The organism is Synechococcus sp. R55.3 (genome assembly GCF_047461975.1).
Classification (GTDB): domain Bacteria; phylum Cyanobacteriota; class Cyanobacteriia; order Thermostichales; family Thermostichaceae; genus Thermostichus.
The window spans coordinates 14,787-37,853 of sequence record NZ_JANSIG010000020.1; the positions used below are offsets into that span (position 1 = coordinate 14,787).

At 57.8% G+C, this 23,067-nt stretch carries 26 protein-coding genes; 12 read left to right on the forward strand and 14 right to left on the reverse strand.

Annotation, left to right across the window (positions count from 1 at the left end; genetic code table 11):
• Positions 1-85: 85 nt before the first annotated feature.
• The 3 genes from NW849_RS04985 to NW849_RS04995 all read left to right on the forward strand — a co-directional run bounded on the left by NW849_RS04985 (position 86) and on the right by NW849_RS04995 (position 1,686).
• Positions 86-466 carry a Rid family hydrolase gene (locus tag NW849_RS04985; RefSeq protein ID WP_414356286.1) on the forward strand — a complete coding sequence of 127 codons (381 nt, stop codon included), beginning with the start codon at positions 86-88 and terminating at the stop codon, positions 464-466.
• A 78-nt stretch (positions 467-544) separates the two neighbouring features.
• Positions 545-1,207, forward strand: a complete 663-nt coding sequence (locus NW849_RS04990) for an isochorismatase family protein (RefSeq protein ID WP_414356287.1) — start codon at positions 545-547, stop codon at positions 1,205-1,207.
• A 53-nt stretch (positions 1,208-1,260) separates the two neighbouring features.
• The gene (locus tag NW849_RS04995) at positions 1,261-1,686 is read left to right on the forward strand and encodes a VOC family protein (RefSeq protein ID WP_414356288.1); all 426 of its coding nucleotides are present in this window, start codon (positions 1,261-1,263) and stop codon (positions 1,684-1,686) included.
• On the opposite strand, the gene NW849_RS05000 is transcribed toward NW849_RS04995, so the two are convergent.
• From NW849_RS05000 to NW849_RS05050, 11 genes are all read right to left on the reverse strand, one after another.
• A complete protein-coding gene (locus NW849_RS05000) occupies positions 1,683-2,276 on the reverse strand; it encodes an SAM-dependent methyltransferase (RefSeq protein WP_414356289.1) in 594 nt (197 codons plus the stop codon). The genes NW849_RS04995 and NW849_RS05000 overlap by 4 nt on opposite strands.
• Before the next feature lie 133 nt (positions 2,277-2,409).
• Positions 2,410-3,177 (reverse strand): RNA polymerase sigma factor SigF, encoded by a 768-nt coding sequence (locus tag NW849_RS05005; RefSeq protein ID WP_414356291.1) that lies wholly within the window; start codon positions 3,175-3,177, stop codon positions 2,410-2,412.
• Positions 3,164-3,358 (reverse strand): hypothetical protein, encoded by a 195-nt coding sequence (locus tag NW849_RS05010; RefSeq protein WP_414356292.1) that lies wholly within the window; start codon positions 3,356-3,358, stop codon positions 3,164-3,166. Before NW849_RS05010 ends, NW849_RS05005 begins: the two co-directional genes overlap by 14 nt.
• Positions 3,359-3,910: 552 nt before the next feature.
• Positions 3,911-5,086, reverse strand: a complete 1,176-nt coding sequence (locus NW849_RS05015; RefSeq protein ID WP_414356293.1) for a tetratricopeptide repeat protein — start codon at positions 5,084-5,086, stop codon at positions 3,911-3,913.
• 24 nt (positions 5,087-5,110) lie between these two features.
• Complete coding sequence (locus tag NW849_RS05020) at positions 5,111-5,416, reverse strand: hypothetical protein (protein WP_414356294.1); 306 nt, start codon at positions 5,414-5,416, stop codon at positions 5,111-5,113.
• 28 nt (positions 5,417-5,444) lie between these two features.
• Complete coding sequence (locus NW849_RS05025; protein WP_414356295.1) at positions 5,445-6,257, reverse strand: hypothetical protein; 813 nt, start codon at positions 6,255-6,257, stop codon at positions 5,445-5,447.
• Between the two features lie 110 nt (positions 6,258-6,367).
• Positions 6,368-7,681, reverse strand: a complete 1,314-nt coding sequence (hisD, locus tag NW849_RS05030) for a histidinol dehydrogenase (RefSeq protein WP_414356296.1) — start codon at positions 7,679-7,681, stop codon at positions 6,368-6,370.
• Between the two features lie 247 nt (positions 7,682-7,928).
• Positions 7,929-8,672 carry a hypothetical protein gene (locus NW849_RS05035; protein ID WP_414356297.1) on the reverse strand — a complete coding sequence of 248 codons (744 nt, stop codon included), beginning with the start codon at positions 8,670-8,672 and terminating at the stop codon, positions 7,929-7,931.
• Positions 8,673-8,796: 124 nt separating this feature from the next.
• On the reverse strand, positions 8,797-9,972 hold the full coding sequence (locus NW849_RS05040; RefSeq protein WP_414356298.1) for an LL-diaminopimelate aminotransferase: 1,176 nt from the start codon (positions 9,970-9,972) through the stop codon (positions 8,797-8,799).
• Between the two features lie 49 nt (positions 9,973-10,021).
• Positions 10,022-10,606: a TolB family protein gene (locus NW849_RS05045; RefSeq protein ID WP_414328852.1), complete on the reverse strand. Its 585-nt coding sequence runs from the start codon at positions 10,604-10,606 to the stop codon at positions 10,022-10,024.
• Between the two features lie 58 nt (positions 10,607-10,664).
• Positions 10,665-10,949, reverse strand: a complete 285-nt coding sequence (locus NW849_RS05050; RefSeq protein WP_414328853.1) for a DUF427 domain-containing protein — start codon at positions 10,947-10,949, stop codon at positions 10,665-10,667.
• A 231-nt stretch (positions 10,950-11,180) separates the two neighbouring features.
• Between NW849_RS05050 and NW849_RS05055 the strand changes: the two genes are divergently transcribed.
• From NW849_RS05055 to NW849_RS05095, 9 genes are all read left to right on the forward strand, one after another.
• Entirely contained in the window at positions 11,181-12,590 is a 1,410-nt protein-coding gene (locus NW849_RS05055) for a DUF697 domain-containing protein (RefSeq protein WP_414356311.1), read from the forward strand.
• 36 nt (positions 12,591-12,626) lie between these two features.
• A complete protein-coding gene (locus NW849_RS05060) occupies positions 12,627-13,391 on the forward strand; it encodes a peptidase (protein ID WP_414356300.1) in 765 nt (254 codons plus the stop codon).
• A gap of 52 nt (positions 13,392-13,443) precedes the next feature.
• The gene (glyQ, locus tag NW849_RS05065; RefSeq protein WP_414356301.1) at positions 13,444-14,430 is read left to right on the forward strand and encodes a glycine--tRNA ligase subunit alpha; all 987 of its coding nucleotides are present in this window, start codon (positions 13,444-13,446) and stop codon (positions 14,428-14,430) included.
• Positions 14,431-14,580: 150 nt separating this feature from the next.
• Complete coding sequence (locus tag NW849_RS05070; RefSeq protein ID WP_011431737.1) at positions 14,581-15,108, forward strand: NYN domain-containing protein; 528 nt, start codon at positions 14,581-14,583, stop codon at positions 15,106-15,108.
• A 331-nt stretch (positions 15,109-15,439) separates the two neighbouring features.
• Positions 15,440-17,251 carry a translation elongation factor 4 gene (gene lepA / locus NW849_RS05075; protein WP_414356302.1) on the forward strand — a complete coding sequence of 604 codons (1,812 nt, stop codon included), beginning with the start codon at positions 15,440-15,442 and terminating at the stop codon, positions 17,249-17,251.
• A gap of 4 nt (positions 17,252-17,255) precedes the next feature.
• Entirely contained in the window at positions 17,256-17,849 is a 594-nt protein-coding gene (gene yqeK / locus NW849_RS05080; RefSeq protein WP_414328665.1) for a bis(5'-nucleosyl)-tetraphosphatase (symmetrical) YqeK, read from the forward strand.
• A gap of 42 nt (positions 17,850-17,891) precedes the next feature.
• Positions 17,892-18,263: a ribosome silencing factor gene (gene rsfS / locus NW849_RS05085; RefSeq protein WP_011431734.1), complete on the forward strand. Its 372-nt coding sequence runs from the start codon at positions 17,892-17,894 to the stop codon at positions 18,261-18,263.
• 596 nt (positions 18,264-18,859) lie between these two features.
• The gene (locus NW849_RS05090; RefSeq protein ID WP_414342999.1) at positions 18,860-19,180 is read left to right on the forward strand and encodes a hypothetical protein; all 321 of its coding nucleotides are present in this window, start codon (positions 18,860-18,862) and stop codon (positions 19,178-19,180) included.
• A 57-nt stretch (positions 19,181-19,237) separates the two neighbouring features.
• Positions 19,238-20,149, forward strand: coding sequence for a histone deacetylase (locus NW849_RS05095; RefSeq protein WP_414356305.1), 912 nt, complete (start codon positions 19,238-19,240; stop codon positions 20,147-20,149).
• Here the strand turns inward: NW849_RS05095 and NW849_RS05100 are convergent.
• The 3 genes from NW849_RS05100 to speD form a co-directional block, all read right to left on the reverse strand.
• Entirely contained in the window at positions 20,146-21,297 is a 1,152-nt protein-coding gene (locus NW849_RS05100) for an NAD-dependent epimerase/dehydratase family protein (protein ID WP_414356307.1), read from the reverse strand. The two genes, NW849_RS05095 and NW849_RS05100, sit on opposite strands and share 4 nt — an antisense overlap.
• Before the next feature lie 93 nt (positions 21,298-21,390).
• Complete coding sequence (locus NW849_RS05105) at positions 21,391-22,329, reverse strand: fused MFS/spermidine synthase (RefSeq protein ID WP_414356308.1); 939 nt, start codon at positions 22,327-22,329, stop codon at positions 21,391-21,393.
• 119 nt (positions 22,330-22,448) lie between these two features.
• Positions 22,449-22,907: an adenosylmethionine decarboxylase gene (speD, locus tag NW849_RS05110; protein WP_414350000.1), complete on the reverse strand. Its 459-nt coding sequence runs from the start codon at positions 22,905-22,907 to the stop codon at positions 22,449-22,451.
• Positions 22,908-23,067 lie beyond the last annotated feature (160 nt).

Consider the following 23,067-nt stretch of genomic DNA (forward strand, 5'->3'; position numbering starts at 1 on the left):
AAACCGGCTGTAGCTGTATCCCAGCCAACTGTGGAAGATTAAATTCGCCGCTAAGGTGCAATCCTGTTGTGATTCGGGATCCCATATGCCTAAGGTTGCCATTGCTCCAGCCGGATATCCGGCCATCGCCCCCTATTCTCCCGGCGTGAAGGTGGGCAATACCCTCTACATCTCGGGCACATTGGCCCTAGATCCGGAGGGCAAGACGGTGGGATCCGACATCGCCACCCAAACTCGCGTGGTGTTGGATCTGATTAAAAGCGTCGTTACAGAAGCAGGAGGAACGATGGAGGACATCGTCTTCTGCAGCGTTTTCTTGACCGACTACGCCAACTATGCGGGCATGAACGCCGTATACAAAGAGTATTTTCCGGGGGTATTACCGGCTCGATTTGTGGTGAAAGCAGACTTGGTACGTCCTGATCTGCTGGTGGAAATTGCTGCCGTGGCCCACATTGGGGCTTGAGGATTTGAGTCTATTTGGAGATTTTCAATGCCGACTCCTATTGTGATCCCCAGTCGCCCGGATCCGGTTACCTTTCAGTTGGAAGAAACCGCCTTGATCGTGGTGGACATGCAAAATGCCTACGCCAGCAGGGGCGGGTATGTGGACCTTTTGGGTAGTGATCTCGGCGAAGCGCCGGCGGTCATTCAGGTTATCGCCCGTGTGCTGGAAGCGGTTCGCCCTTTACAAATGCCGATCATCTTTACTCAAAATGGCTGGGATCCCCAACTTGAGGAGGCAGGTGGTCCCGGCTCCCCCAATTGGTACAAATCCAACGCCCTGAAGTTGATGCGCCAACGGCCCGAGTTGTCAGGAAAATTATTGATTAAGGGCACGTGGGACTATGATTTTGTTGAGGCATTAAGACCTCTCCCTGGAGAAATCGTTCTCCAGAAAACTCGCTACAGTGCTTTCGCCGGAACTCATTTTGATATGCTGCTGCGGCAGCGGCGGATTCGCAATCTCGTGTTTACAGGCATTGCCACCAATGTCTGTGTGGAATCCACCATCCGAGAAGCTTTTCACCGCGAATATTTCTGTTTGCTGCTATCTGATTCCACCCTGCAGGTGGGGCCGCCCCTGCTCAAGGAGGCCGCCTTAGCCAATATTGAGAAGTTTTTTGGCTGGGTTTGTAGCAGCGATGAGTTTCTCCAGGCTTTGCAAGCTGCTGTGCCGACACGGGTTGGTGCAAAGACTGCATAAGGGGGTTCTTCGACGTGGAGCATTGAGGAACTAAGATAAAGCAACTCGGTCTTTTGGCGGTTGCGATGCAGCTCTCCGGCGCCTTGGTCAGCGTGGCTACCCCAGACTTGCCCCGTCTGCAGCGCTTCTATCGGGCTCTCTTGGGGATCCCTCCCCAAGTCCAGCTTCCAACAGAGGGGGATCCGGTGTACGTGGAGTTTCGTCTGCCGGGGTTGCGGCTGGGCCTTTATCGCAGCCGTCATCTCGATGGTGGTGCCCAAACCGAAGCGGTGAGCCTCTGCCTACAGGTGCAGGATTTACAGGGATCCCTGACAACACTGGAGGGGTTGGCGGAAGCTTATCAGATCTCCATTTCCCCTCTGCGACAAGCCTTTCACGGACAGGAGGTGGATTTTCGGGATCCCGATGGCAACCGGATTGTACTGCACCAGCCTTCTGCTGCTTTTGGGGAAGCGACAGCCTGGGATCCCCAGGGTTAGATCCGCCAAAGGTAGATGGTGTAGGTGTTGATGACATCCGATACGGTGGTGGTGGCGGTGGGGGGCCAATCCCCCATGTCGAAGGAGTGGGTGACCAGACGAGCGCCGGGCCGAAGCTGGGAGCGCAACTTGTCTCGGATCAGCAGGTGGGAGCTGGGCAGCAAATAACAACTCACCACCGTCGCCGGGGTTAAGTCCAGAGTGAGCAGATCCTGCTGGAGAAAGGTGACTCGATCCTGAACTTGGGCTTCTTGGGCCCGCTGTTGGGCTTCCAGGATGCGCTCCGGGTCGATATCCACCCCCACGCCCCGCGTGCCAAAGTGCTGTGCCGCCCGGATGAGAATGCGGCCATCCCCACAGCCCAAGTCGTACAGAGTATCCTCGCTCCCCACCTGGGCCAAATCCAGCATGGCATCCACAACCAAGGGCAAGGTGCGCACATAGGGGGCTAAGCGGATTCCCTCTGGACTTTGCCGGTTGGACTGGCGTTGGAAGAAGGGATCCCTGACCACCGAGTTCTGACCGAGCTTAGGCTTGAAACCGCGGGGTGCCAAGGGTCGATCCCGAGAAGAGCGGTTTTTTCTATTCATCAAATACTCTCGTCCATGTTTCCATCAGTCTATCAATCTGTTGCGGTACAGAGCCCTCGCTGTTCTACAGGGTGGAAAGCCACCGCCAGTTGCGTCGGTTCCAGCATCTCGAAAAATATTCTGATTCAACAACTTAAAAAATATCTTGATTCAACAACTTGGCCAGACGTTCCAGCCCCTTTTTGACTTGGCGGGAAACGGTAACGGCGCTGATCCCCAGCCGCTCTGCCGTTTCTTTTTGGGTGAGGTCGTAGAAGAAGACAAATTCCAAAATCTTGCGGGTGCGTTCCTCCAGCTTGGCCAAGGCATGCTGTAGGCGAATGCGGTCTTCTTCGGCCAGTTGAAAACTGCGGTAGCGCTGATCCGGAACGACCTCCCCCAAAGCGACGCTGTCTTCCTCGGTTTGAATCGGGGCATCCAGGCTGAGCAAAAGGCTGTTTTGTTGAGCCAGTTCCAGCTCTCGCCATTCCTGCTCCGTCAGTTGTAGGGCTTCTCTCACCTCGGCCTCAGAGGGAGAACGGCCCAACTCTTGCCGCAGACGGGCAATCACCTTCTTGGCTTGTCGTTGCAGAGTTGTCCAGCGGCGTGGGATCCGCATGGTGGGGCTCTTGTCTCGCAGGTAATGTTGAATTTCTCCGCGAATGTAGGGCATGGCAAAGGAGCTGAAAGCCAGCCCACGGGTAATATCAAACCGTTCGATGGCCTGAATCAAACCCAAGCAGCCAACTTGGACCAGGTCATCGTACCCCTCATTGCACTGGTTGCGCCAGTGATGGGCTTCTTTGCGCACCAAGCCCATGTTTATTTCCACCAGTCGATTGCGCAGGGCCGGATCCCGATTCTGGTGGTACAGCCGCAACAGTTCGGCGGTTCGGGCTTTAACATCCTCATGAGATGCCATAGATCCACATGCGGCTGGGAATCCGGTCTTGGCCAAAGGCAATGGAGTGGAGGCCGCCGGTCGCCTCGGTGAGACGGAGTTCTTGGGAGAGATCAGGCGAGGGGCCGTTATCATAGAGAACCACTTTACCGATTTGCCGAAAATAACTGTAGAACCAGCACTTAAGGAACTGGAAAACCATTCAAAGGCTGAGGATCCCACGCATAATCAACACCTATCCAGTCCAAATAGACGCTTTTGCCCAGCCGAACCGACCTGGCATGCGCAAGCTATAGGGCTACAGAGATGGTGTCAGAAGCACGACTGGACACTGTTGAGATCCGCCAAAAGCTAGAACGTTCTTAGTTTGACCAGGTTTCTGGGCCCAAGCAACAGCATCTCCACGGAAAATCGGCGGGTTTCCTCGGCAAAAGAGCGCAATTTCCCTGTCAGGCCCGATTGAATTGCCCGATTTCTGTTGCTGGCGTGCTCTCATGGACTGGTTCATGATTTGGGATTGGCCGTGAGATCGCCTGCGCATTCTGATCCCCCCTCTCCCAGAGAGAGAAGGGCTGGGATGTCTTTGGGGTCTCAATGCAGCACTTGACCCACTGCGGTCGTCTGAGCGCTCTACCCACAGCTTGTGGGGAAGTCGCGCCTGTGGAGATTTCTCTGACAGGTTGGTAGCCAAGACTACCGTTAGTGATGACTTGTGACGCAGGTCGCTTTGACGTTGAGCAAAGGTTAGCGTTGCCTAGCCCTGTGTAAGCCTTTCAGAGCGGTTCTTGAGGGGTTCCGTGCCGGCGAGAGCTACCAAAAACGACGCAAAACTCGGCTCCTCGCGAATGGGGTGGAAATAGGGTTCAGAGGAGAGCAAGGGGCGGTAGCGCTCCGGCTCCAGGCGTAGGGCTTGCTCCAGGGCTTGTAGGGCCTGAGGCACTTGGCCTTCCCAGGCGCAGCAGCAGGCTTTGGCGTAGTGAGCCTCGGCATTGTCGGGATCCATCTGCAGGGCCCGATCAAAACTCTGGATGGCCAGCTCGTAGAGGTTCAAGTCCATCAGAACCAGGCCGCGCTGCACCCAGATCTGAGGGCGTTTGGGATCTTGCGCCAGGGCACGGTCGTAGCTGTTGAGGGCCTCCATCGGGTTGCCGAGGCGGTGGTGGGCAAGGGCGTGGCCGGCCCAGAGAGAGACGGATTCGGATCCCAGTTGCAGGGCTCGTTCGTAGCTGGCCAGAGCATCGGCGTAGCGCTCTAGGTGAAACAGAGCCAGCCCCCGACTCTGCCAAACTTGAGCATCGACGGGGTTGATGGCGAGGGCTTTGTCGTAGCTGATCAAGGATCCCTGCCACCGCCCCAGAGAGGCTAAGGTTAGCCCGTGCAGGTACCACGTTTCCGGGCTATCGGGGCTGAGAGCAAGAGCGCGCTCGTAGGCGCGTAGGGCTTCTTCGTAGCGGCCCAATTGCCGCAGCGTGTTGGCCTGGTTAAAGCGGGCCTCAAAAAAATCCGGCTTCAGTTGCAGAGCCCGCTCATAGCTGGCCAGAGCTTCCTGATGGCGACCGAGATCGTCCAGCAGAGAACCACGGTTGTTCCAGGCTTCGGGGAAATCCGGCTTCAGCTCCAGGGCGCGGTCGTAGCTGGCGAGGGCAGCTTGGGCTTGCCCCAGGTGGTCGAGGGTGGTGGCGCGGTTGTACCAGGCAATGGGATCCTGCGGCTGATCTCCCAGCGCCTGCTCGAACGGCTCCAGTTGAGCCGCTTGTTCCGCCGAAAGAGCCGATGGGTCAACCGCCGGGACGGGCGAAACGGTTGTCGATTCTGGGGAAGCAGCACGCTTCTGCCGCCGCAGCCACCAGGCCCAACCCCCGGCCAAAAGCAACAGGCCCACCCCCAGCACCAGCACGCCCAAGTCGGTCGGGGCAATCGCAAACGGCATGATCCACTGCCTCTCTTCGCGCCTTTACATCATCACCAAAAAGGGCAAGGGATCGCTCGGCCCTGCCGGCGAGATCAGCTCAATGCGCTTCTCACCGGGGTAGGTGCTGGGATCGATCTCGAAGGTAACCGTCAGGTGCTCGGCACTGGCCTGCACCGGCTCTCGGGATCGCCCCAAGGGATCCCCAAAGCTGACCCGGATCCCTTTGCCCGCCGGGCTGACTCGGATTTCCGTCACCTGATCCAGATGGGATCCCTCTAGGGTACAGACGATTACATCCCCGACAAAGGCCTCCAGAGGCCAGCCCCGCCGCACCACCGGTTTGGACATGGTTGTCGCTCCCACAGGCTTCTGCATCTCAGTTTAATTTTTCATTTTCCCCTCCCTGCTCCAGCCCAAAACGGCTTTGGTGGCAGAGAGGCTCTCCCCCCTTGGGCCGGATCTCCTGCCACCCCTGTAGAGAAGAGGGAGTTGGGGAAAGGGCAACGGCAGGCGCTCGCAGCAACACCTGGCGGTCTGGGCCCACGCTCACCAAGCGGGGCATCTCTCCAAGGCTATCGGCCACCGCAAACAGCACCCGCTCTCGCGCCTGGGGATCCCAGCCCAGCAGCTGCGCATACCCCAGCGCCGGCGGCGGATCCCAGATTTGCACCGGTGGGATCCCTGTCGAGCCGGTGGGCAAGGGCCAGACCACCGCCCGATCCCAGCTCAAATCGGTTTGGAACCAGCCTTCGTACTCCCGCGCCAGCAAAGTGTTCCCCTGCCAGGCCAAAGGCAGGATCATGGCAAAATCCAATGGCTCGGCAGGGCCGTACACAGACGCCGAGGCTTGATAAACGACTTGCAGGGCTTGAGTACGGGTGTTCTCGGCAAACAACACACTGGTCAACCGACCAGCCTCGGGTGTAGCCACCAAATCCAGCCGTGTGTACACCTGCCACTGGGGATCTGGCGCCGGCAGGGGATCGCTGCGCAACAGGCCAACCACCGTGCATTGCCGTTGCCGGGCTTGCTCCTGCAACCCATACACCCAATCCCAAGGGATAGAAACAGCAGAAGAAGAACTCCGTTGCACCGACAGAGCGGCATCCTGTTCGCGACAGCAGTGGGGAGAAGGGATCCTGCCGGAGGAAGACACTGCCGGATTCGCCAGCAACAGAGCCCAGCTCATCCCAACTGCCGCAAGCCCCCACTGCCCCTTTCGCCTGACCCAACCCGTCATCCTGCCCTCCGGTACGCGACCACGGCTGTAAGGCTTGAGACAAGGCTTTTGCAAACCCTCTAGCCTCCTTCTGCCAACCGCACCTGCACCGACTGGCCATGGGCAGGCAACCCCTCCGCCTGGGCGAGGGCCTGAATTGCGCTGGCCACCTCCCGCAAAGCCGCTGAGCCGTATTGAATCAGACTGGAATGCTTTAGGAAAGTTTCTACCCCCAGAGCCGAGGCGTAGCGGGCTGAGCCTGCCGTAGGCAGGGTATGGTTGGGGCCGGCCAGGTAATCTCCCACCGCCTCTGGGGTATGGTGGCCCAAGAAAATGGCCCCCGCATGGCGAATGGGATCCAACAAAGCCCAGGGATCGGCCACCTGCAATTCCAAATGTTCTGGCGCAAACAGGTTGGACAAGGCCACCGCCGTTGACAGATCCGGCACCACCGCAATCAGACCGTAGTTCACCACCGACTTTTCCACCATCAGACGGTTGGGATGGGCCTCCATCTGGGTGGCCACCGCCTGCTGCACCTGCTGGGCCAGCTGGAGATCGGTGGTCAGAAGGATGGCCGCCGCCAGGGGATCATGCTCGGCTTGGGCCAGCAAATCGGCAGCCACATAAAGAGGGTTGGCGCTCTCATCGGCGATGATCAACACCTCCGAAGGCCCTGCCAGGGAGTCAATCCCCACTGTGCCGTACACCAGCTTTTTGGCCAACGTTACGTAGATGTTGCCGGGGCCGGTGATCACGTCCACCTTGGGGATGGTCTCGGTGCCGTAGGCCAAAGCTCCTATTGCCTGAGCCCCCCCAACGCGATAGATGGTCTGGATCCCGGCTTCTTGGGCAGCCACCAAAATGGCCGGGCTAATCCCCTTGCCCCCCAACCCGTCAGATCCCGGTGGCGTCACCATCACAATCTCGGGCACCCCCGCCACCTGGGCCGGGATGGCGTTCATCAACACAGTGCTGGGGTAGGCGGCCCGCCCCCCCGGAATGTATAGGCCGGCGCGATCCACAGGGCGGTATTGCTTGCCCAAAACGATCTCAGGGCCGGGAAAGCTCACCCAACTGCTGGGCACCCGCTGCCGGTGAAAAGCCTCAATGCGCTGCTTGGCCAGCCGTAAGGCTGAAAGCAATTGCGGAGACACCGCCTGGTAAGCCGCCTCCAGCTCGGCCCCAGACACCTTCAGTTCGGCAACGCTCAGCTCCACCTGGTCAAACTCAGCCGTATAGGCCAGCAGGGCACGATCCCCCTGACGGCGTACCGCTTGCAGGATCTCCCGCACGGTTGCTTCACGGTGCAGGTTCTGGTCAGCCTGAGTGCGCTCCGAGATCCGTCTAAGCTCGGCTTCAGCCTCGGCTAGCTGGGTGACGATTCTCAGCATGGCAACTCCTTCGCATAGCGCGCCGTAACCCCATACTAACGAGGGATCCGGCGGCATCGCGGTAGCAAATGCAGATCTTCGGCTGCACCGGTTTCGGCGACAAGAGGAAACATCTCCAAGCAGGGATCCCGTCTGCACCTGGCGTGATCCGGGTTGATCATGGTCATAGCTTAGCCTGGATTTTCCTCGACCAAGAGCCGGGTAGAGTTCGCCGATAGCCCTACTCAGGAAAAAGACTGGCCCCTTTTCATAGGCGCAGTTCTGACGATTTGATCAAGTTGCGAAAATCGTGGATTACCTCTTCACAGCGACGGAAAAAAGCCAGCACCCAATCCCGTAGCACCCTTTGCTGAGATTCGTCCAGTTCCTTGAGGGATCCCCGGTAGTGGATCTGGCCACTGCGCTCGATCTCGAACTGGTTAAGCCATTCTGCTTGGGATCCCTGGCGTTCCACCACTTCCTGCCGTGCTGCCTTCCAATAGTTGACGATCACCGCCTTGCCCAAATAGCCGCTTGTCATCTGGCAGAGACGGTTCAGAGATTGCACGAAGACATCCATCTCCATGCGCGGGCCCGCCGCAGGAGCGGAACTGGGCTGGGTAGCGTTCCGGCCTGCCTCCGCCTGGCTGGTAAATAGACGAAAGGTGGCCAAGCCCTTTGGCGTATCCTGCTGCAGCTCGGCTCGCAGGCGGTTCACGGCCAAGGTGTAAACCGGCATCACCAGCTCGTCATTCACCGCCACCAGCAGCGCCCATTCCGGCCCAAGGGGGTAAACGAAAACCCGCTGCTCGGCAAACTGAAAATCAAAATAGTCAAGTCCTGGGGGCATGGTCTCCAAAACTTGAAACAGCCCTTCGGTAAGGGCTTGCTGCTGTCGGCTATCCAAATCCTGAAAAGAGCGGTAGAAGAAAGGGCGACCTGCCCGACTCAAGAGCGCCACCCCCATCACCCCACGGATGGACAAAAAACTGTCGAGCGTTTCCTTCTCCATGCCCACTCAACTTGGATAACACTCTTACTCTTATCCTGACTTAGATTGCCCGAGGGTGGGCGAGCACAACCAACCGAGAGCTGGATGCTCGATGTTTGGGATTGATGTTTGGGATTTAGGAAATTCACCGGGACAAAAACGCCTCGATCCGTCCCACTGCCTCCTCCAGACGGGATCCCTCGACCACCAAAGCAAAGCGGACATAGCCTTCCCCACTGGGGCCAAAGCCAGAACCGGGAGACAGGGCAACCCCTGTGGCTCTCACCAAGTCCAGACAAAACTGGGCAGAAGAGCCGCGATAAAACTCCGGCAGAGGCGCCCACAGATACATGGTGGCTTCTGGCAAGGGCACAGGCCAACCCATGCGGTGCAGAGCCGCCACGGCTATATCCCGTCGCTCGCGGTACACCTGCCGCCAGCGCTGCAAAAAGCTATCGGGAACTGCCAAAGCCGCTGCTGCCCCCCGCAGAATGCCCTGGTACTGATGGAAGTCGATGGTGGATTTCACCCATCGCAGGGCTCGGATCAGCTCCCGGCTGCCAATGGCGTAGGCTACCCGGAATCCCCCCATGTGATAGGACTTGGAGAGAGAAAAAAACTCGATGGTGCGGGTTTTATCGGGATCCGCCTGCAGCGCAGAAGGGGCCACCTGGCCGTCGAAGCGCCAGTCCACATAGGGAAAATCGTGGGCCAGAACGATGTCGTACTGCTGACAAAACTGCAGGGTTTCTTGCCAAAACTCCGGGGTGACGGTGGCAGTGGTGGGGTTGTGGGGGTAGTTCAACACCAGCAGCCGCGCCTGCCGGCAGATCGCTGCCGGGATCCGATCCCACTGGGGCAAGAAGCGGTTTTCCGCCCGCAGGGGCAGGTAGTAGGGGATCCCGCCCGCCAGATGGATCCCGCCCGCATGAGAGGGATAGGCCGGATCGGCGACCAAAGCAACATCGCCGGGGTTGAGCAGGGCCAGGGGCAAGAGGGCCGTTCCCTGCTGGGATCCGATCAACGGCAGCACCTCTGTTTCCGGATCGATCTCCAGGCCGAACTTGCCCCTGTACCACTTGGCGCAGGCAGACCGAAAGTCCGCCGTGTCGTGAAACAGCGTGTAGCCATAGGTAGAGGGATCCGACAGAGCCGATTGGATGGCCGCCAAGGAGTCTGAAGGTGGGGGCAGATCGGAGGATCCCAGAGACAGATCGATCACATCCAGGCCAGAGCGACGAGCCTCTCGCTTGGCTCGATCCATTTGGTCAAACACATTGCCGCCGAGGGGCTGAAGTCGCTGGGCGAGGGGAATCGACATGCAACAACTCTTGCAAAGCAGGGGGGTCTATCCTAGCTTGAGGATCCCCTCAGGGATTGTCGTCAGCATTGGGGGAAGAAGGTGAGGTTGGACGCGTGCTGGCCGCCGGCCCCCGGTCGAAAATCTCGATGTGCCACTGTCCTTGGCCGTTGCTCTCAAAAGCGATAAACCGGCCATCGCCGCTGATGGTGGGGTTGCGCACATCTCCTGGCACCCGGCTGCTGATGTTTTCTATCCTGCGAGTTTCCCGGTCGTAGAGGAAGATCTCAGACTTGCCCAGAGCATTGGACACGTAGACGATGTAGCGGCCATCAGCGCTGATGTCGGGCGAGGTAGCCGCCACGTCGCTGGAGTTGAGGCCGGGCAGATCCACCAAGCGACGTTCCACCGTGTCGTAGAGAAAAATATCCTGGCTGCCGCTGCGGGCCGAGGAAAACACCAGGTAGCGGCCATCTCCGTTGAAAGCAGGCTCCCCATCGGGGAAGATGCTGTTGAGGCCACTGTTGGTCAGGCTGGGACGCGGGGTGCGAAAACCTGCGGGGCTGCAGCCCAACAGCACCAAGCTCAATCCGGCCAGGCCCAGCTTTCTCGCCCACCGGGCCGCGCCAAACAGGATCCGGCCATTGGTCAGCATGGCATCGCCTCTCCAACCCACTCTTCCCATCATACCCGGTTGACAAACTCGGCTCCGGCTAGGGCTCCACCTTGACACCCTTCCAGAAGGCCACATAGCCCCGGATGTTGGCGGCAGCGGGTTTGGGATCCGGGTAGTACCAGGCGGCATCTTTGTTCTCCTGGCCGTTGACCACGAGGGTGTAGTAGCTGGCCTCCCCCTTCCAGGGGCAGGTGGTGTGGGTAGAGCTGGGCTGGAAGTATTCCCGGCGCAGAGATTCCGGCGGAAAATAGATGTTGCCTTCTACGGTTTCGTAGCGGTCTGTCTCCGCCACCACTACCCCATTCCAGATAGCCCTGGGCATGGAAAACCTCCTCTTGCCAAGTTTTGGATATCGGATTTTTGAGTTGCGGATCCCGGCGGCTGAGGCCGCCTTGCTTTGAGCTTAACTCTTCCCTTCCTCTTATGATCGTCTTGTATTGTCCCTTGTATTGTCCGATGAGAAGCTCTCTGTCCGGTGGGGAAGCCTGCCGATCCCGAGAGCAAAGTGGAGTCTTTTAAGGGCTGCTTCCTACCGCTATTGAGCGCTACGGCTATGGCTCGCCGCAACACCCTACAAGATGACCTCAACTACCAACAAGCCAAGCGCAGCCTGCGCCAGTGGGTGGCCCAACTGGATCTGCGCCCCCAAGAGGTCGCGGGCTTAGAAGGGGAGTTGGAGAGCTTGCAAGCGCTCTTGGACAAGCTGGAAACCGAGGTCATCCACATCGCCGCCTTTGGTCTGGTGGGGCGAGGCAAGTCTTCCCTGCTCAATGCCCTGCTGGGCGAGCCAGTCTTTGAGACGGGGCCCACCCATGGCATCACCCGTACCCAGCAAGCGGCAACTTGGAACATCAGCTGGGAAACCCGCCCCCAGTCCTCCTTCTCTGGCACATCCCTGCAGGGATCCCGCCTCCCCCCTTCCTCGGTGCAGTCGGTACAGGTCGCCCATTGGCAGGGATCCCGTCTGGAGCTGATCGACACTCCCGGCCTGGATGAAGTAGACGGCGAAGAGCGGGCGCGGCTGGCCCGAGAAGTGGCGCAGCGAGCGGATTTGATCCTGTTTGTCGTCTGCGGGGATCTGACGCGGGTGGAGTTTGAGGCTCTGGCCACCCTGCGGGAGGCGGGCAAGCCTATGCTGCTGGTGTTCAACAAGATCGACCAGTACCCAGAGGCGGATCGCCAGGCCATCTACGATAAGATCCGCAACGAACGGGTGCGGCAGCTCCTTTCCCCCGACGAGATCGTCATGGTGGCGGCCTCCCCTCGCGTGCCCCGCCTGGTACAAAGGCCGGATGGGAGCTTTGCTGCCCAAATGGAAGTGGGATCCCCGCAGGTGGATGAGCTGCGCCTGAAAATCCTGGAAGTCCTGCATCGGGAGGGGCGTTCGCTGCTGGCCTTGAATGCCCTCCTGTTTGCCGATCGGGTTAACCAGCAGGTAATTGAGCGCAAGCTGCAAACCCGTGCCCAGCAAGCCCAAGACCTCATCGCCTCAGCCGCCCGCACCAAAGCGCTGGCGGTTGCCCTCAACCCCATCACCCTGCTCGATACCTTGGGAGGGCTGGCCATCGATGTCACCCTGATCCTGCGCCTGGCCCGCCTGTACGGCTGGCCCATGAGCACTGCAGGAGCCACACAACTGCTGCAGAAGATCATCCTCAGCATGCTCAGCCTGGGCGCCGGCGAGTGGGTGGCGCTGTTGGGCCTGGGATCCCTGAAAACCTTGCTGGGAGGATTCTCTCTGGGGGCCTACGGCTCCGTGGCCCTGACGCAGGCGGTGTTGGCCGGGTTTTCCTGCTATGCCATCGGCGAGTCCGCCCGCCGCTACCTCGCCCAAGGGGCCAGTTGGGGGCCAGAGGGGCCCAAAGCCGCCATAGCCCAGATTTTGGCCGATTTGGACGAAGCCTCGATTACCGCCCGCCTGCGAGAGGAAATCCGCCACAAAATCGGATTTGCTTTCCCCTGACCCTCTACAATCAAAAAGCCGAGCCGCGTCGTCCTCATGACCTACTGCCTTGGCATCATCACCCGCTTTGGCTTGGTGATGGCGGCAGATTCCCGCACCAACGCCGGGGTGGACTACGTCTCCACCTATCAAAAGCTGTTCGATTTTTCCGTGCCCGAAGAACGGGTGATCTTGATCTGCACGTCCGGCAACCTGTCCATCACCCAGGGCGTTTTGACCGAAGTGCAGCGGGATCTGCGCCAACCGGAAAGTACCAATCTCCACACCTTTCCCCACCTCTACGACGTGGCCCGCTACCTGGGATCCAAGATTCGGTACATCCAGGAGCAAGACCGGCCCTGGCTGGAAAAAGACGGCATCGACGCCCAGTGCAGCCTGTTGCTGGGGGGACAGATCCGAGGCGAGGAGCCGGCCCTCTTTTTGATCTACAGCCAGGGCAACTGCATCCAGGCCACCCCGGAAACCCCTTTTTTGCAGGTGGGGGAAACCAAATACGGCAAACCCATCCTGGATCGCACCCTCTCCTACGAAACCTCGCTGGCGGATGCGGCCAAATGCGCTCTCCTCTCCATTGACTCCACCATGAAATCCAACATCTCCGTCGGCCCCCCCATCGATTTGGTGATGGTGCAAGCGGATCAGTTCAAGGTCACCCACCGTCTGCGCCTGCGCACCGGGGATCCCTACCTGGCCAAGATGCGCAAACTGTGGGAAAGCGCCCTCAAACAAGCCTTCGACCAAATGCCCCCCATCGAGTGGGACTACTCGGATCCAGTCGATCAAGAAGAGCCGCTCGACTGAGGAGAGCAGATTGGTAGGATAGGGGTTGCTCTATCTCTGCCCAACCCTTGCCATGTCAGCCCACACCTTTCAAGACTTGATCTTTCGCCTGCAACAGTTTTGGGGGGAGCAGGGCTGCTTGATCCTGCAACCCTACGACCTGGAAAAAGGCGCCGGCACCATGAGCCCCCACACGTTTTTGCGCGCCTTGGGGCCGGATCCCTGGCGAGTGGCCTATGTCGAACCCTGTCGCCGCCCCACCGATGGACGCTACGGTCAAAACCCCAATCGCCTGCAGCACTATTTTCAATACCAAGTGTTGATCAAGCCCTCCCCCGATGACATTCAAGATGTGTACCTGGATAGCCTGCAAGCTCTGGGCGTGAATCCGGCAGAGCACGATATTCGCTTTGTGGAAGATGATTGGGAATCTCCCACCTTGGGAGCTTGGGGCGTGGGCTGGGAAGTGTGGCTGGACGGCATGGAAGTAACCCAGTTTACCTACTTTCAGCAGGTGGGCGGACAAGATTGCCGCCCGGTTTCTGTAGAAATTACCTATGGGCTAGAGCGCCTGGCCATGTATCTGCAGGGGGTGGATTCGGTTTTCGATCTCTGCTGGAATGAGCATCCTTCTCTGGGACGGATTACCTATGGACAAATCTATTTCCAAAATGAGGTCGAGCAATCTTATTACAACTTCGAGTATTCCGATCCGGAGATGCTACTGGAATTGTTCCGGCTCTACGAAGCCGAGGCCAAGCGTTTGATCGAAACCACCCAACAGAAACTGCAGAAACAGGTGTTGCCGGATCGGTTGGCCGTGTCTCTGCTCCTGCCCGCCTACGACTATGTGCTCAAGTGCTCCCACACCTTTAACCTGCTCGACGCTCGTGGTGTCATTGCTGTAGCCGAGCGCACCCTCTACATTGGGCGCATCCGTAACCTGGCTCGACAATTGGCGGAGCTGTACGTTAGCCAAGCCGATCGACCGGGATCCAGCTATGCCCTGCGGCAACCGGAACCCGCTTTGGTTTACAGGGGTGCCTCTCCTCAGAGTTAATTCTTGAGAAAGGGATCCCACCTTTGGCTATGATGAGAGATTGGTGTCAGCAAGGTGCTGGCTGCCCAAATGGCTCTTGTGGAAAGTCAGTGACCTCGTTTTCATCCTCTTTTTCTGACCAGTTCACCTTACTTTTTTCGGAAAAGCTTTATGTTTTACCATCATCCCGTCACTCGGGTTTCCATCTTTATTGATGGCAACAATATGTTTTATGCCCAACAAAAAAATGGCTGGTTTTTCGACCCACGCAGGGTGTTGGATTATTTTGTTAGATCACAGCCAAATGTTGAATTGGTCAACGCATTTTGGTACACCGGCATCAAGGATCCCCATGATCAGAGGGCCTTTCGAGACGCTCTGATCAGCATGGGCTTCACTGTGCGCACCAAGATCCTCAAAGAATATCGAGATGAAGACTCCGGTCGGTACTCCCAAAAAGCAAATCTGGATATCGAAATAGTAATCGATATGTTCAACACCGTTGGCCAGTACGATAGGATCATTCTATTTAGCGGCGATGGAGATTTTGAGCGGGCCGTCGAGCTGTTGCGTTCCAAAAACACGCTGATTACAGTTGTCTCCACCGAAGGGATGATCGCCCGCGAGCTGCGCAACGCCACCGACCGCTACATCGACCTCAATGACATTCGCCCCTACATTGAGAAGTTAGACAAGTAGTGCTTTGGGCAGGGTTCTGGACTGCTTCCTCTGCCGTCGGGTCAGACCCATAGCCTCCTGGCGAGCTGGCGACAACACCGCCTAAGTTCGTTCTGGCTTTTTCCATCTTCACGGATCCCATCCCTGCCACACAAGCGGCACGTCTGTTGTACCGGCTCTAGTCAGCGCTGCCGGAAAGGAGCTGTCCCGGCCAATTCCAGTAGGGTGCTCTGGTGTCCGGCAGAAGGGCTGTGTCTTCTCCCCTTGGCAACCAACTTCTGGGCAACCTCAGTTCAGGCAGGGGAGCAGAGAGGCTAGCATTGTAAAAAATCTTTGCCCTGATCAGGTTTTTATGACCGGCGTTCCTGTCTCCCGTATTCGCAACTTTTCCATCATCGCCCACATCGACCACGGCAAATCCACCCTCGCCGATCGCCTCCTGCAGGAAACGGGCACCGTTTCAGCCCGCGAGATGAGGCCACAACTGCTGGACAGCATGGAACTGGAGCGGGAACGGGGCATTACCATCAAGCTGCAAGCGGCCCGCATGAACTACCGTGCCCAAGACGGCCAAGACTACGTTTTGAACCTGATCGACACGCCGGGGCATGTGGACTTCACCTACGAAGTCTCCCGCTCCCTGGCCGCCTGTGAAGGGGCGCTGCTGGTGGTGGATGCCTCTCAAGGGGTGGAGGCCCAAACCCTGGCCAACGTCTACCTGGCCCTGGAGAACAACCTGGAAATTATTCCGGTGATCAACAAAATCGACCTGCCGGGGGCCGAGCCGGAACGGGTCATTGCCGAGATTGAGCAGGTAATCGGCCTCGACTGCAGCGGGGCAATCCTCGCCTCTGCCAAGGTGGGTATTGGCATTCAAGAGATTCTGGAGGCCATTGTGCAGCGGGTGCCGCCCCCACGGGATACGGTGGCGGAGCCCCTGCGGGCCTTGATTTTCGATAGCTACTACGACGCCTATCGCGGCGTGATCGTCTATGTGCGCATCATGGACGGGGAGGTGAAAACGGGGGACAAGATTTGCTTTATGGCCTCTGGCCGAGAATACGAGATTACCGAGCTGGGGGTGATGCGTCCCAACCAAGAGCCGGTGGATGCCCTACATGCGGGCGAGGTGGGCTACATGGCCGCCGCCATCAAGAGCGTGGAACACGCCCGTGTTGGGGATACCATCACACTGGTGAATCGCAAAGCTCCTGAGCCCCTGCCCGGCTACAAAGAAGCCAAGCCGATGGTGTTTTGTGGCCTGTTCCCCAGCAGCTCCGATCAGTACGCCGAACTCAAAGAGGCTCTGGAAAAGCTCAAGCTCAACGATGCTGCCCTGTACTTTGAGCCAGAAATTTCCAGCGCCATGGGCTTCGGCTTCCGCTGTGGTTTTCTGGGCCTGCTGCACATGGAGGTGGTGCAGGAACGCCTAGAGCGGGAGTACAATCTCGATCTGGTGATCACAGCTCCGACGGTGGTGTACCAAGTTACCCTCAACAACGGCTCTGTGATTCGGGTGGACAATCCCAGCAAGCTGCCTCCCCCCAACGAGCGCACCAGCATTGAGGAGCCGATTGTCAGGGTAGAGGTGATTCTTCCTGAGGAATTTGTCGGTACCGTGATGGAGCTGTGCGAGACCAAACGCGGCACTTTTAAAGACATGAAATATCTGGCGCAGGGTCGGACTACGCTGGTGTATGAGCTGCCCCTGGCGGAAGTGGTCACCGACTTTTTCGACCAATTGAAATCACGCACTCGTGGTTATGCCAGCATGGACTACCAAATGATTGGCTATCGCGCCGATGATTTGGTGCGTTTGGACATTTTGATCAACGGCGATGTGGTGGATTCTCTATCCACAATTGTGCATCGGGACAAAGCTTTTTATGTAGGCCGTTCCCTAGTTGCCAAGTTACGAGAGCTGATCCCACGCCATCAATTTGAAGTGCCCATTCAGGCAGCAATTGGCTCTAAAGTGATTGCTCGTGAAACCATACCAGCCCTGCGCAAAAACGTCTTGGCCAAATGCTACGGAGGAGATGTGACCCGCAAACGCAAGCTTTTGGAAAAACAAAAAGAGGGGAAAAAACGCATGAAGGCGGTGGGAACGGTGGATGTGCCCCAAGAAGCGTTTATGGCCGTGCTGAAGTTGCAAAATGATTAGGGCCATGGGCACTCAACTGGGGCGGGAAGAGGTGTTGGCCTGGCTACAGGAGCGGGTGTCTCCTCCTCGCCTCCGCCATATCTTGGGGGTAGAGGGGATGGCCCGACAGCTGGCGGCCCACTACGGGCTGGACGAGCAGAAAGCTGCTTGGGCAGGGCTGATGCACGACTTGGCCAAGGCTTTCCCGCCGGAGCAACTGTTGCAAAGGGTGGCTCAGGAACGGGAGCTGGATGAAATTGAGCGGGCCGAACCTCACATCCTGCACGCTGAGGTGGGATCCCTGGTGGCGCGGGAGCAGTTTCAGGTACAGGATCCGGAGATTTTGGCGGCCATTGCCAACCACACGCTAGGGCAGCCCGGCATGGATCCGCTCAGTTGCGTGGTTTTCGTGGCCGATGCCCTGGAGCCGAATCGGGGCAACAGCCCAGAATTGGAGCGGTTGCGGCAGATGGCTTTTGTAGATTTGTCTAAAACCGTAGTGGGAGTATGTGACTTGAGCCTAAAATTTTTGCTAGACCGGAATCAGGTGGTTCATCCGCGCACACTCATGACTCGGAATCATTTTTTGTTACATCCTTTAGAAAAAGCGGTGTCCTAGGTTAACTCAGTCGTTTCAGGAGGGTTTTAGTTGCTACATCTCATGCCTGCCCCTGCTGGGGATCCCATCTATTGCATGGCGCTGAGTGCAGCTCGCGCGGCAGAAGAGAAAAAAGGTGGCGATATCGTTCTGCTGGATGTATCCCAAGTCTCCACTTTGGCAGATTACTTTCTTCTGGTCAGCGGCTACTCGCTCACGCAAGTCCGCGCCATTGCCCGAGCAATTGAGGAAAAGGTTTGGGACGAGTGGAAACAAACTCCGCGCCGCATCGAAGGGCAGGAATCGGCCTCTTGGATACTGATCGACTATGCCGATCTCATTGTCCATGTGATTATGCAACAGGAAAGGGACTACTATGACCTAGAGTCTTTCTGGATCCAGGCTCAGCGAGTCGATCTGCCCATAGCAGGCTAAATCTATTTGTTTTGGATCCCTGGATTTGGCAGTTCTTCAGAGCTTGGAGCCAAGGGAAGAGTTGCTCTTTACAACTCTTTAACTGCCTTCCAGGGCCTCCTTGACAGACAGAAGTTTTAGTCAATTGTCAAGAAATATGTAAGTTTCTTAATATTCCCGCAATTTCTTACACAGTCACGTGTTAGGGTAGTGAATGACAAATAGCTGAGTAAGATCTTCCTGCCTTTTGCAGTCGAGTTTCTATAGTCTTTGTTAAACGCTCTACCTTGTTTCTCTTGAACGCTGATAATTCTTCGTTGGTACTGAATACCAGCAAAAAGATTTTCCAGCTGCTGATGGTTCCTATTGGCTGCTTTCAGCGGCAAGTGGAAAGGCAAACGAGGCGAATAGAGGAGGCAAGGATTGGCTGCACAAGAGGATCTTACGAACGAAACCGCAACTTCTTCCCGACGGCAGACTTAACTGCAACCGGCTTAAATGGTCGGCCTGTAGGCAAAATCCGGTGCCAAAAGCAGCGGAGGAAGATGGGGAAGCAGCGTTTTTTGTTTAATGTCTGTTTTTAAGAGCGACAGGGATTTTTAGGAGGAACATTCATCATGGAAAAGATGTTGGTTAATATCGTCGAGTACCTGGCATTGGGAGAACTGGAAACTATCCTCTCCACTGAGCACCCCCATCAACAGGTGTTTCATGACGCTAGGGAGCGGGAAGCGATGATGCAGCAGATCCTAAACCGGGTCCCCGCCATCTACATGTGGCTGGCTGCCGATGAGTGTCCCAGCCGCGATCAACTCAATTCCTCTGAGCTGGAATTGCTGCGGTCGGTAGTGCGGGATGTGGTCAATCAAAAACTCCAACAAGCCTCTTTTGGCCTTGACCCCTATGCGGGATCCATGTCAGAGGTCTTCTACGGATAGAGGGGGCGGGCTTAAGCTACACTGCAAAGGCGTTGCCTTAGCTTGTTGCCTCTGCCCATGTTGCCTGTTTACTATTCTGATATTTTCCTCAGCCACGATACTGGGCCATTTCACCCCGAGCGTCCGGCTCGCTTGCAGTCCATTGTTAAGGCGCTGCGTGGTGCCCCTTTTGCCAACCAGTTGGAATGGCGGGATCCCCCCTTGGCGGAGCTGGCAGAGCTGGAGCGAGTACACTCGCGTCAGCACATCCAACAGGTGGCTGAGTTGGCAACAGCAGGTGGGGGACACATTGATGCCGACACTGCTCTCTCGGAGAGAAGTTTTGAAGCGGCGCGCCTGGCTGTGGGAGCTTGGATTGCCGGCTCTGCCTCGGTTTTGACCACCGCTCAGCCAGCGCTGGTGCTGTGCCGTCCACCTGGGCATCACGCAGAGCCAGAACGGGCAATGGGGTTTTGTTTATTCAGCAACGCAGCCATTGCGGCGCTGTGGGCGCTGGATCAGCCGGGGGTGAAGCGGGTGGCGATTTTCGATTGGGATGTTCACCACGGCAACGGCACGCAGGCGGTGGTGGAGCGCTATCCCCAACTGGCCTATGCCTCCATCCATCAGTTTCCCCTCTACCCCGGCACCGGCTCCGCTCGCGAAACCGGGATCCACGGCAACCTCTGCAACGTGCCTTTGCCTGCCGGCTCGGATTGGTTGGCCTACAAAAAGGCCCTCGACGAGAAGATCTTGCCGTTCTTGCAAGCGTTCCAGCCGGATTTGCTGCTGGTGAGCGCCGGCTTCGACTGTGCCAAAGGGGATCCCCTGGCCGGTATGCAGCTAGAGCCGGAAGCCTTTGGCCGCATGGCCCGCCTCTGCCTGGAGCAGGTGACCCGCAAAACCCTCTTCGGCTTGGAAGGCGGCTATAACCTGGACAACCTGGCGCGCGGCTGGCTGAGCCTGGCCCAAGCTTGCCTGGAGAGTTAACCTTTCCACTTCACCTTGGGTAAAATCTGCCGCACATCCACCCGATCCTTGTACTTGAGAGCAAAGTTGAGCAGCGAATCCAAGAGGGAATCGGACAGATAGTGGGGCTGGAGGCCCAGGTCTAGGAGCTTGGTGTTTTTGGCGTTGTAGTAGTGCTCTTCCAGCTCGACGCGGGGGTTCTCCAGGTGGTTGATTTCCACCTTCAGGCCCATGGTGGCTCCCGCCTTTTGCACCAGCAACGCCAGTTGCTCAACACTAAATTGCTCTGTGAACTGGTTCATCACCCGGAATTGGCCTGGCTCGGCAGGGTGAGCAATGGCCAGCTCCACGCAGCGCACCGTGTCGCGGATATCCAGGAAACCGCGGGTCTGGCCGCCCTTGCCATACACTGTCAGCGGATGGCCCACGGCCGCTTGAATGCAGAAGCGGTTCAGAGCTGTGCCGAATACGCCATCGTAATCGAGACGGTTGATCAGCACCTCGTCTATGCCGGTTTCTTCTGTGAGCACGCCGTATACCACCCCTTGGTTCAGGTCGGTGGCCCGCAGGCCCCAGACGCGGCAGGCGAAGTGGATGTTGTGGCTGTCGTGTACTTTGGAGAGGTGATACATGGATCCCGGCTGCTTGGGGTAGGGCAGGGTATCCTTGCGGCCATTGTGCTCGATGGTGATGTACCCCTCCTCGATGTCGATGTTGGGGGTGCCGTACTCGCCCATGGTGCCCAGCTTCACCAGGTGGCAATCGGGAAATTCCTCCTTGATGGCGTAGAGGATGTTCAAGGTGCCCACCACGTTGTTCACCTGGGTCATCACCGCATGCTCGCGGCTGATCATCGAGTAAGGGGCAGAGCGCTGCTCGCCAAAGTGAACAATGGCCTCCGGCGGGAAGCGGCGCATGCAGGAGATCAGGGCTTCGTAGTTGGTAACGTCGCAGACAAAGATGGGAATGTCCTTGCCGGTTAGCCCCTTCCAGCAATCCACCCGTTGCTCTAGCTGGGCAATGGGGGTCAGGGTAGAAACCCCCAGTTGCAGATCCCAGAGGCGGCGGACGTAGGAATCGAGAATGGCCACCTCATAACCCCTGTTGGATAGGTGCAGGGCTGTCGCCCAGCCACAGTATCCGTCACCACCAATAACCAGGACTTTCATCAGGGAAGCAAAATTCGGCTGCTCACGAATCTACCAAGTTATGGCACCAAAGACAAACTCTCCTGGGATCCCTTCGGGGTGCTGGATAGCCCCTTATTCGATGCGAGGCGGGTTATCCAGGGTATAAACCGTGGTCTCGGCGGCAATGGCACGGCGCAGGTGAGCTGGGACTTGGTAGAGGCCCAGAAGGGTGATGCCATCGATGAATTGCAGTGCCCCTCGCTCGGGATCCAACTGTTGGCTCAGAATCTGGTCGATCTGCTCCGGTTCTGGCCTGGGGGAGATGGGATCCTGAGCTGCCAGGGCAAAACCCAGTGGGCCACCGTAGGTGGGGGCATAGATGGCGTAGGGCTGCACGGCGGCAAACACCGTTTTCAGGGTGCGAACAATGCGGGTGTGTTGATGAAGCTCAACCGGCCCCGTCGGCCCGGCTTGGATGGTGAAAGCCCCATCTGGCTGCAACTTGGAGCGGATCTGGCGGAAAAACTCCTGGGTGAAGAGGCGGTAGGCAGGGCCGGACTCAATGGGATCGGAGAGATCGGAAAGGATCACATCCCAAATGGGGCCTGTTTCTTGGAGAAAATCCAAGGCATCGGCAATCACCACCTCCACCCGCGGATCTTCAAAGGATCCCTGGTGCATTTCCGGCAGGTGCTCTCGGCAGGCTGCCACCACCTCCCCATCGATGTCCACCATCACCACCTGCTCCACCGAGCGCCAACGCAGCACCTCCCGCAGCGTTGCCCCTTCTGCCCCCCCCAACACCAGTACCCGCCGGGGGATCCCGCCCGCTTGGACAACCTGCACCATAGCCGGATGAACCAAAGCCTCGTGGTACAGAAACTCATCCACGGTAGTGGATTGCCAATGCCCATCCAGCATCAGACCCTTGCCGAAGGCCCCCGTCTCGGCGATCAGCATCTCCTGGAAAGGGGTTTTTCGGTAGGCCAAGATGCGCGTGACCGCACGGGCGGTGTAGTCCCAAGGGGTAAAGTACTCCTGAACCCAGAAGAAACTTCTCGGGCTGCTCATAAGCACCTCGCTACAGCTTTTTCCAGCAACATAGACTGACCTCTGGGGTGAATCGGATCCCACCCAGCCTACAGATGGCCCCCATGACAGTTTGGAAAAAGCTGCGATTGGCGAAGATCTCAGCGCCTTCGTCGGGTTGCTTCACAGGTGAGCACCTCAGCCGAGTCTGGGGCCTCTTCCAGGAGTGTCGGTTGCGCGGTGCGGCGGGGCACCTTGCGCAGGGAATATCGTCGCGCTTGAAACACGTCGATCAGATATTCACAGGCCGCTTCCGGTCGGGTGTGGCGACCACAGGTGAACACATCCACCGCCGCGTAGCCCGCTTCGGGCCAGGTGTGAATGGAGATGTGGGATTCCCCCAAAAGAGCGAGGGCTGTAATCCCCTGTGGCTCAAATGAATGGCACAGCTCTCCCAAAAAGGTGGAGTTGGAGCGTCTGGCTGCCTCTCGCAAAGCCTGTTGCACCAGAGAGGCATCATCCAAAAGTTTGGCCGGGCAGTCGTAAAGCTCCAGGATACAGTGGATCCCGATCAGAGCTGGAGACCTATCCCCTAATTGGCCAGATAGTGTGTGCAGCATACTATCCCCTAATTGGCCAGATAGAACTGATTAGAACCAGAGGCTGCACAGAAAGCGCAGCTTTACCATTGTCTCACAATTGTCATACTCCCCTGCCTAAAGGCAGGGGATTCTGGTTCCTGGTTCTGCGACAGCACTTACCGTGTCAGGTTGCCCCTCC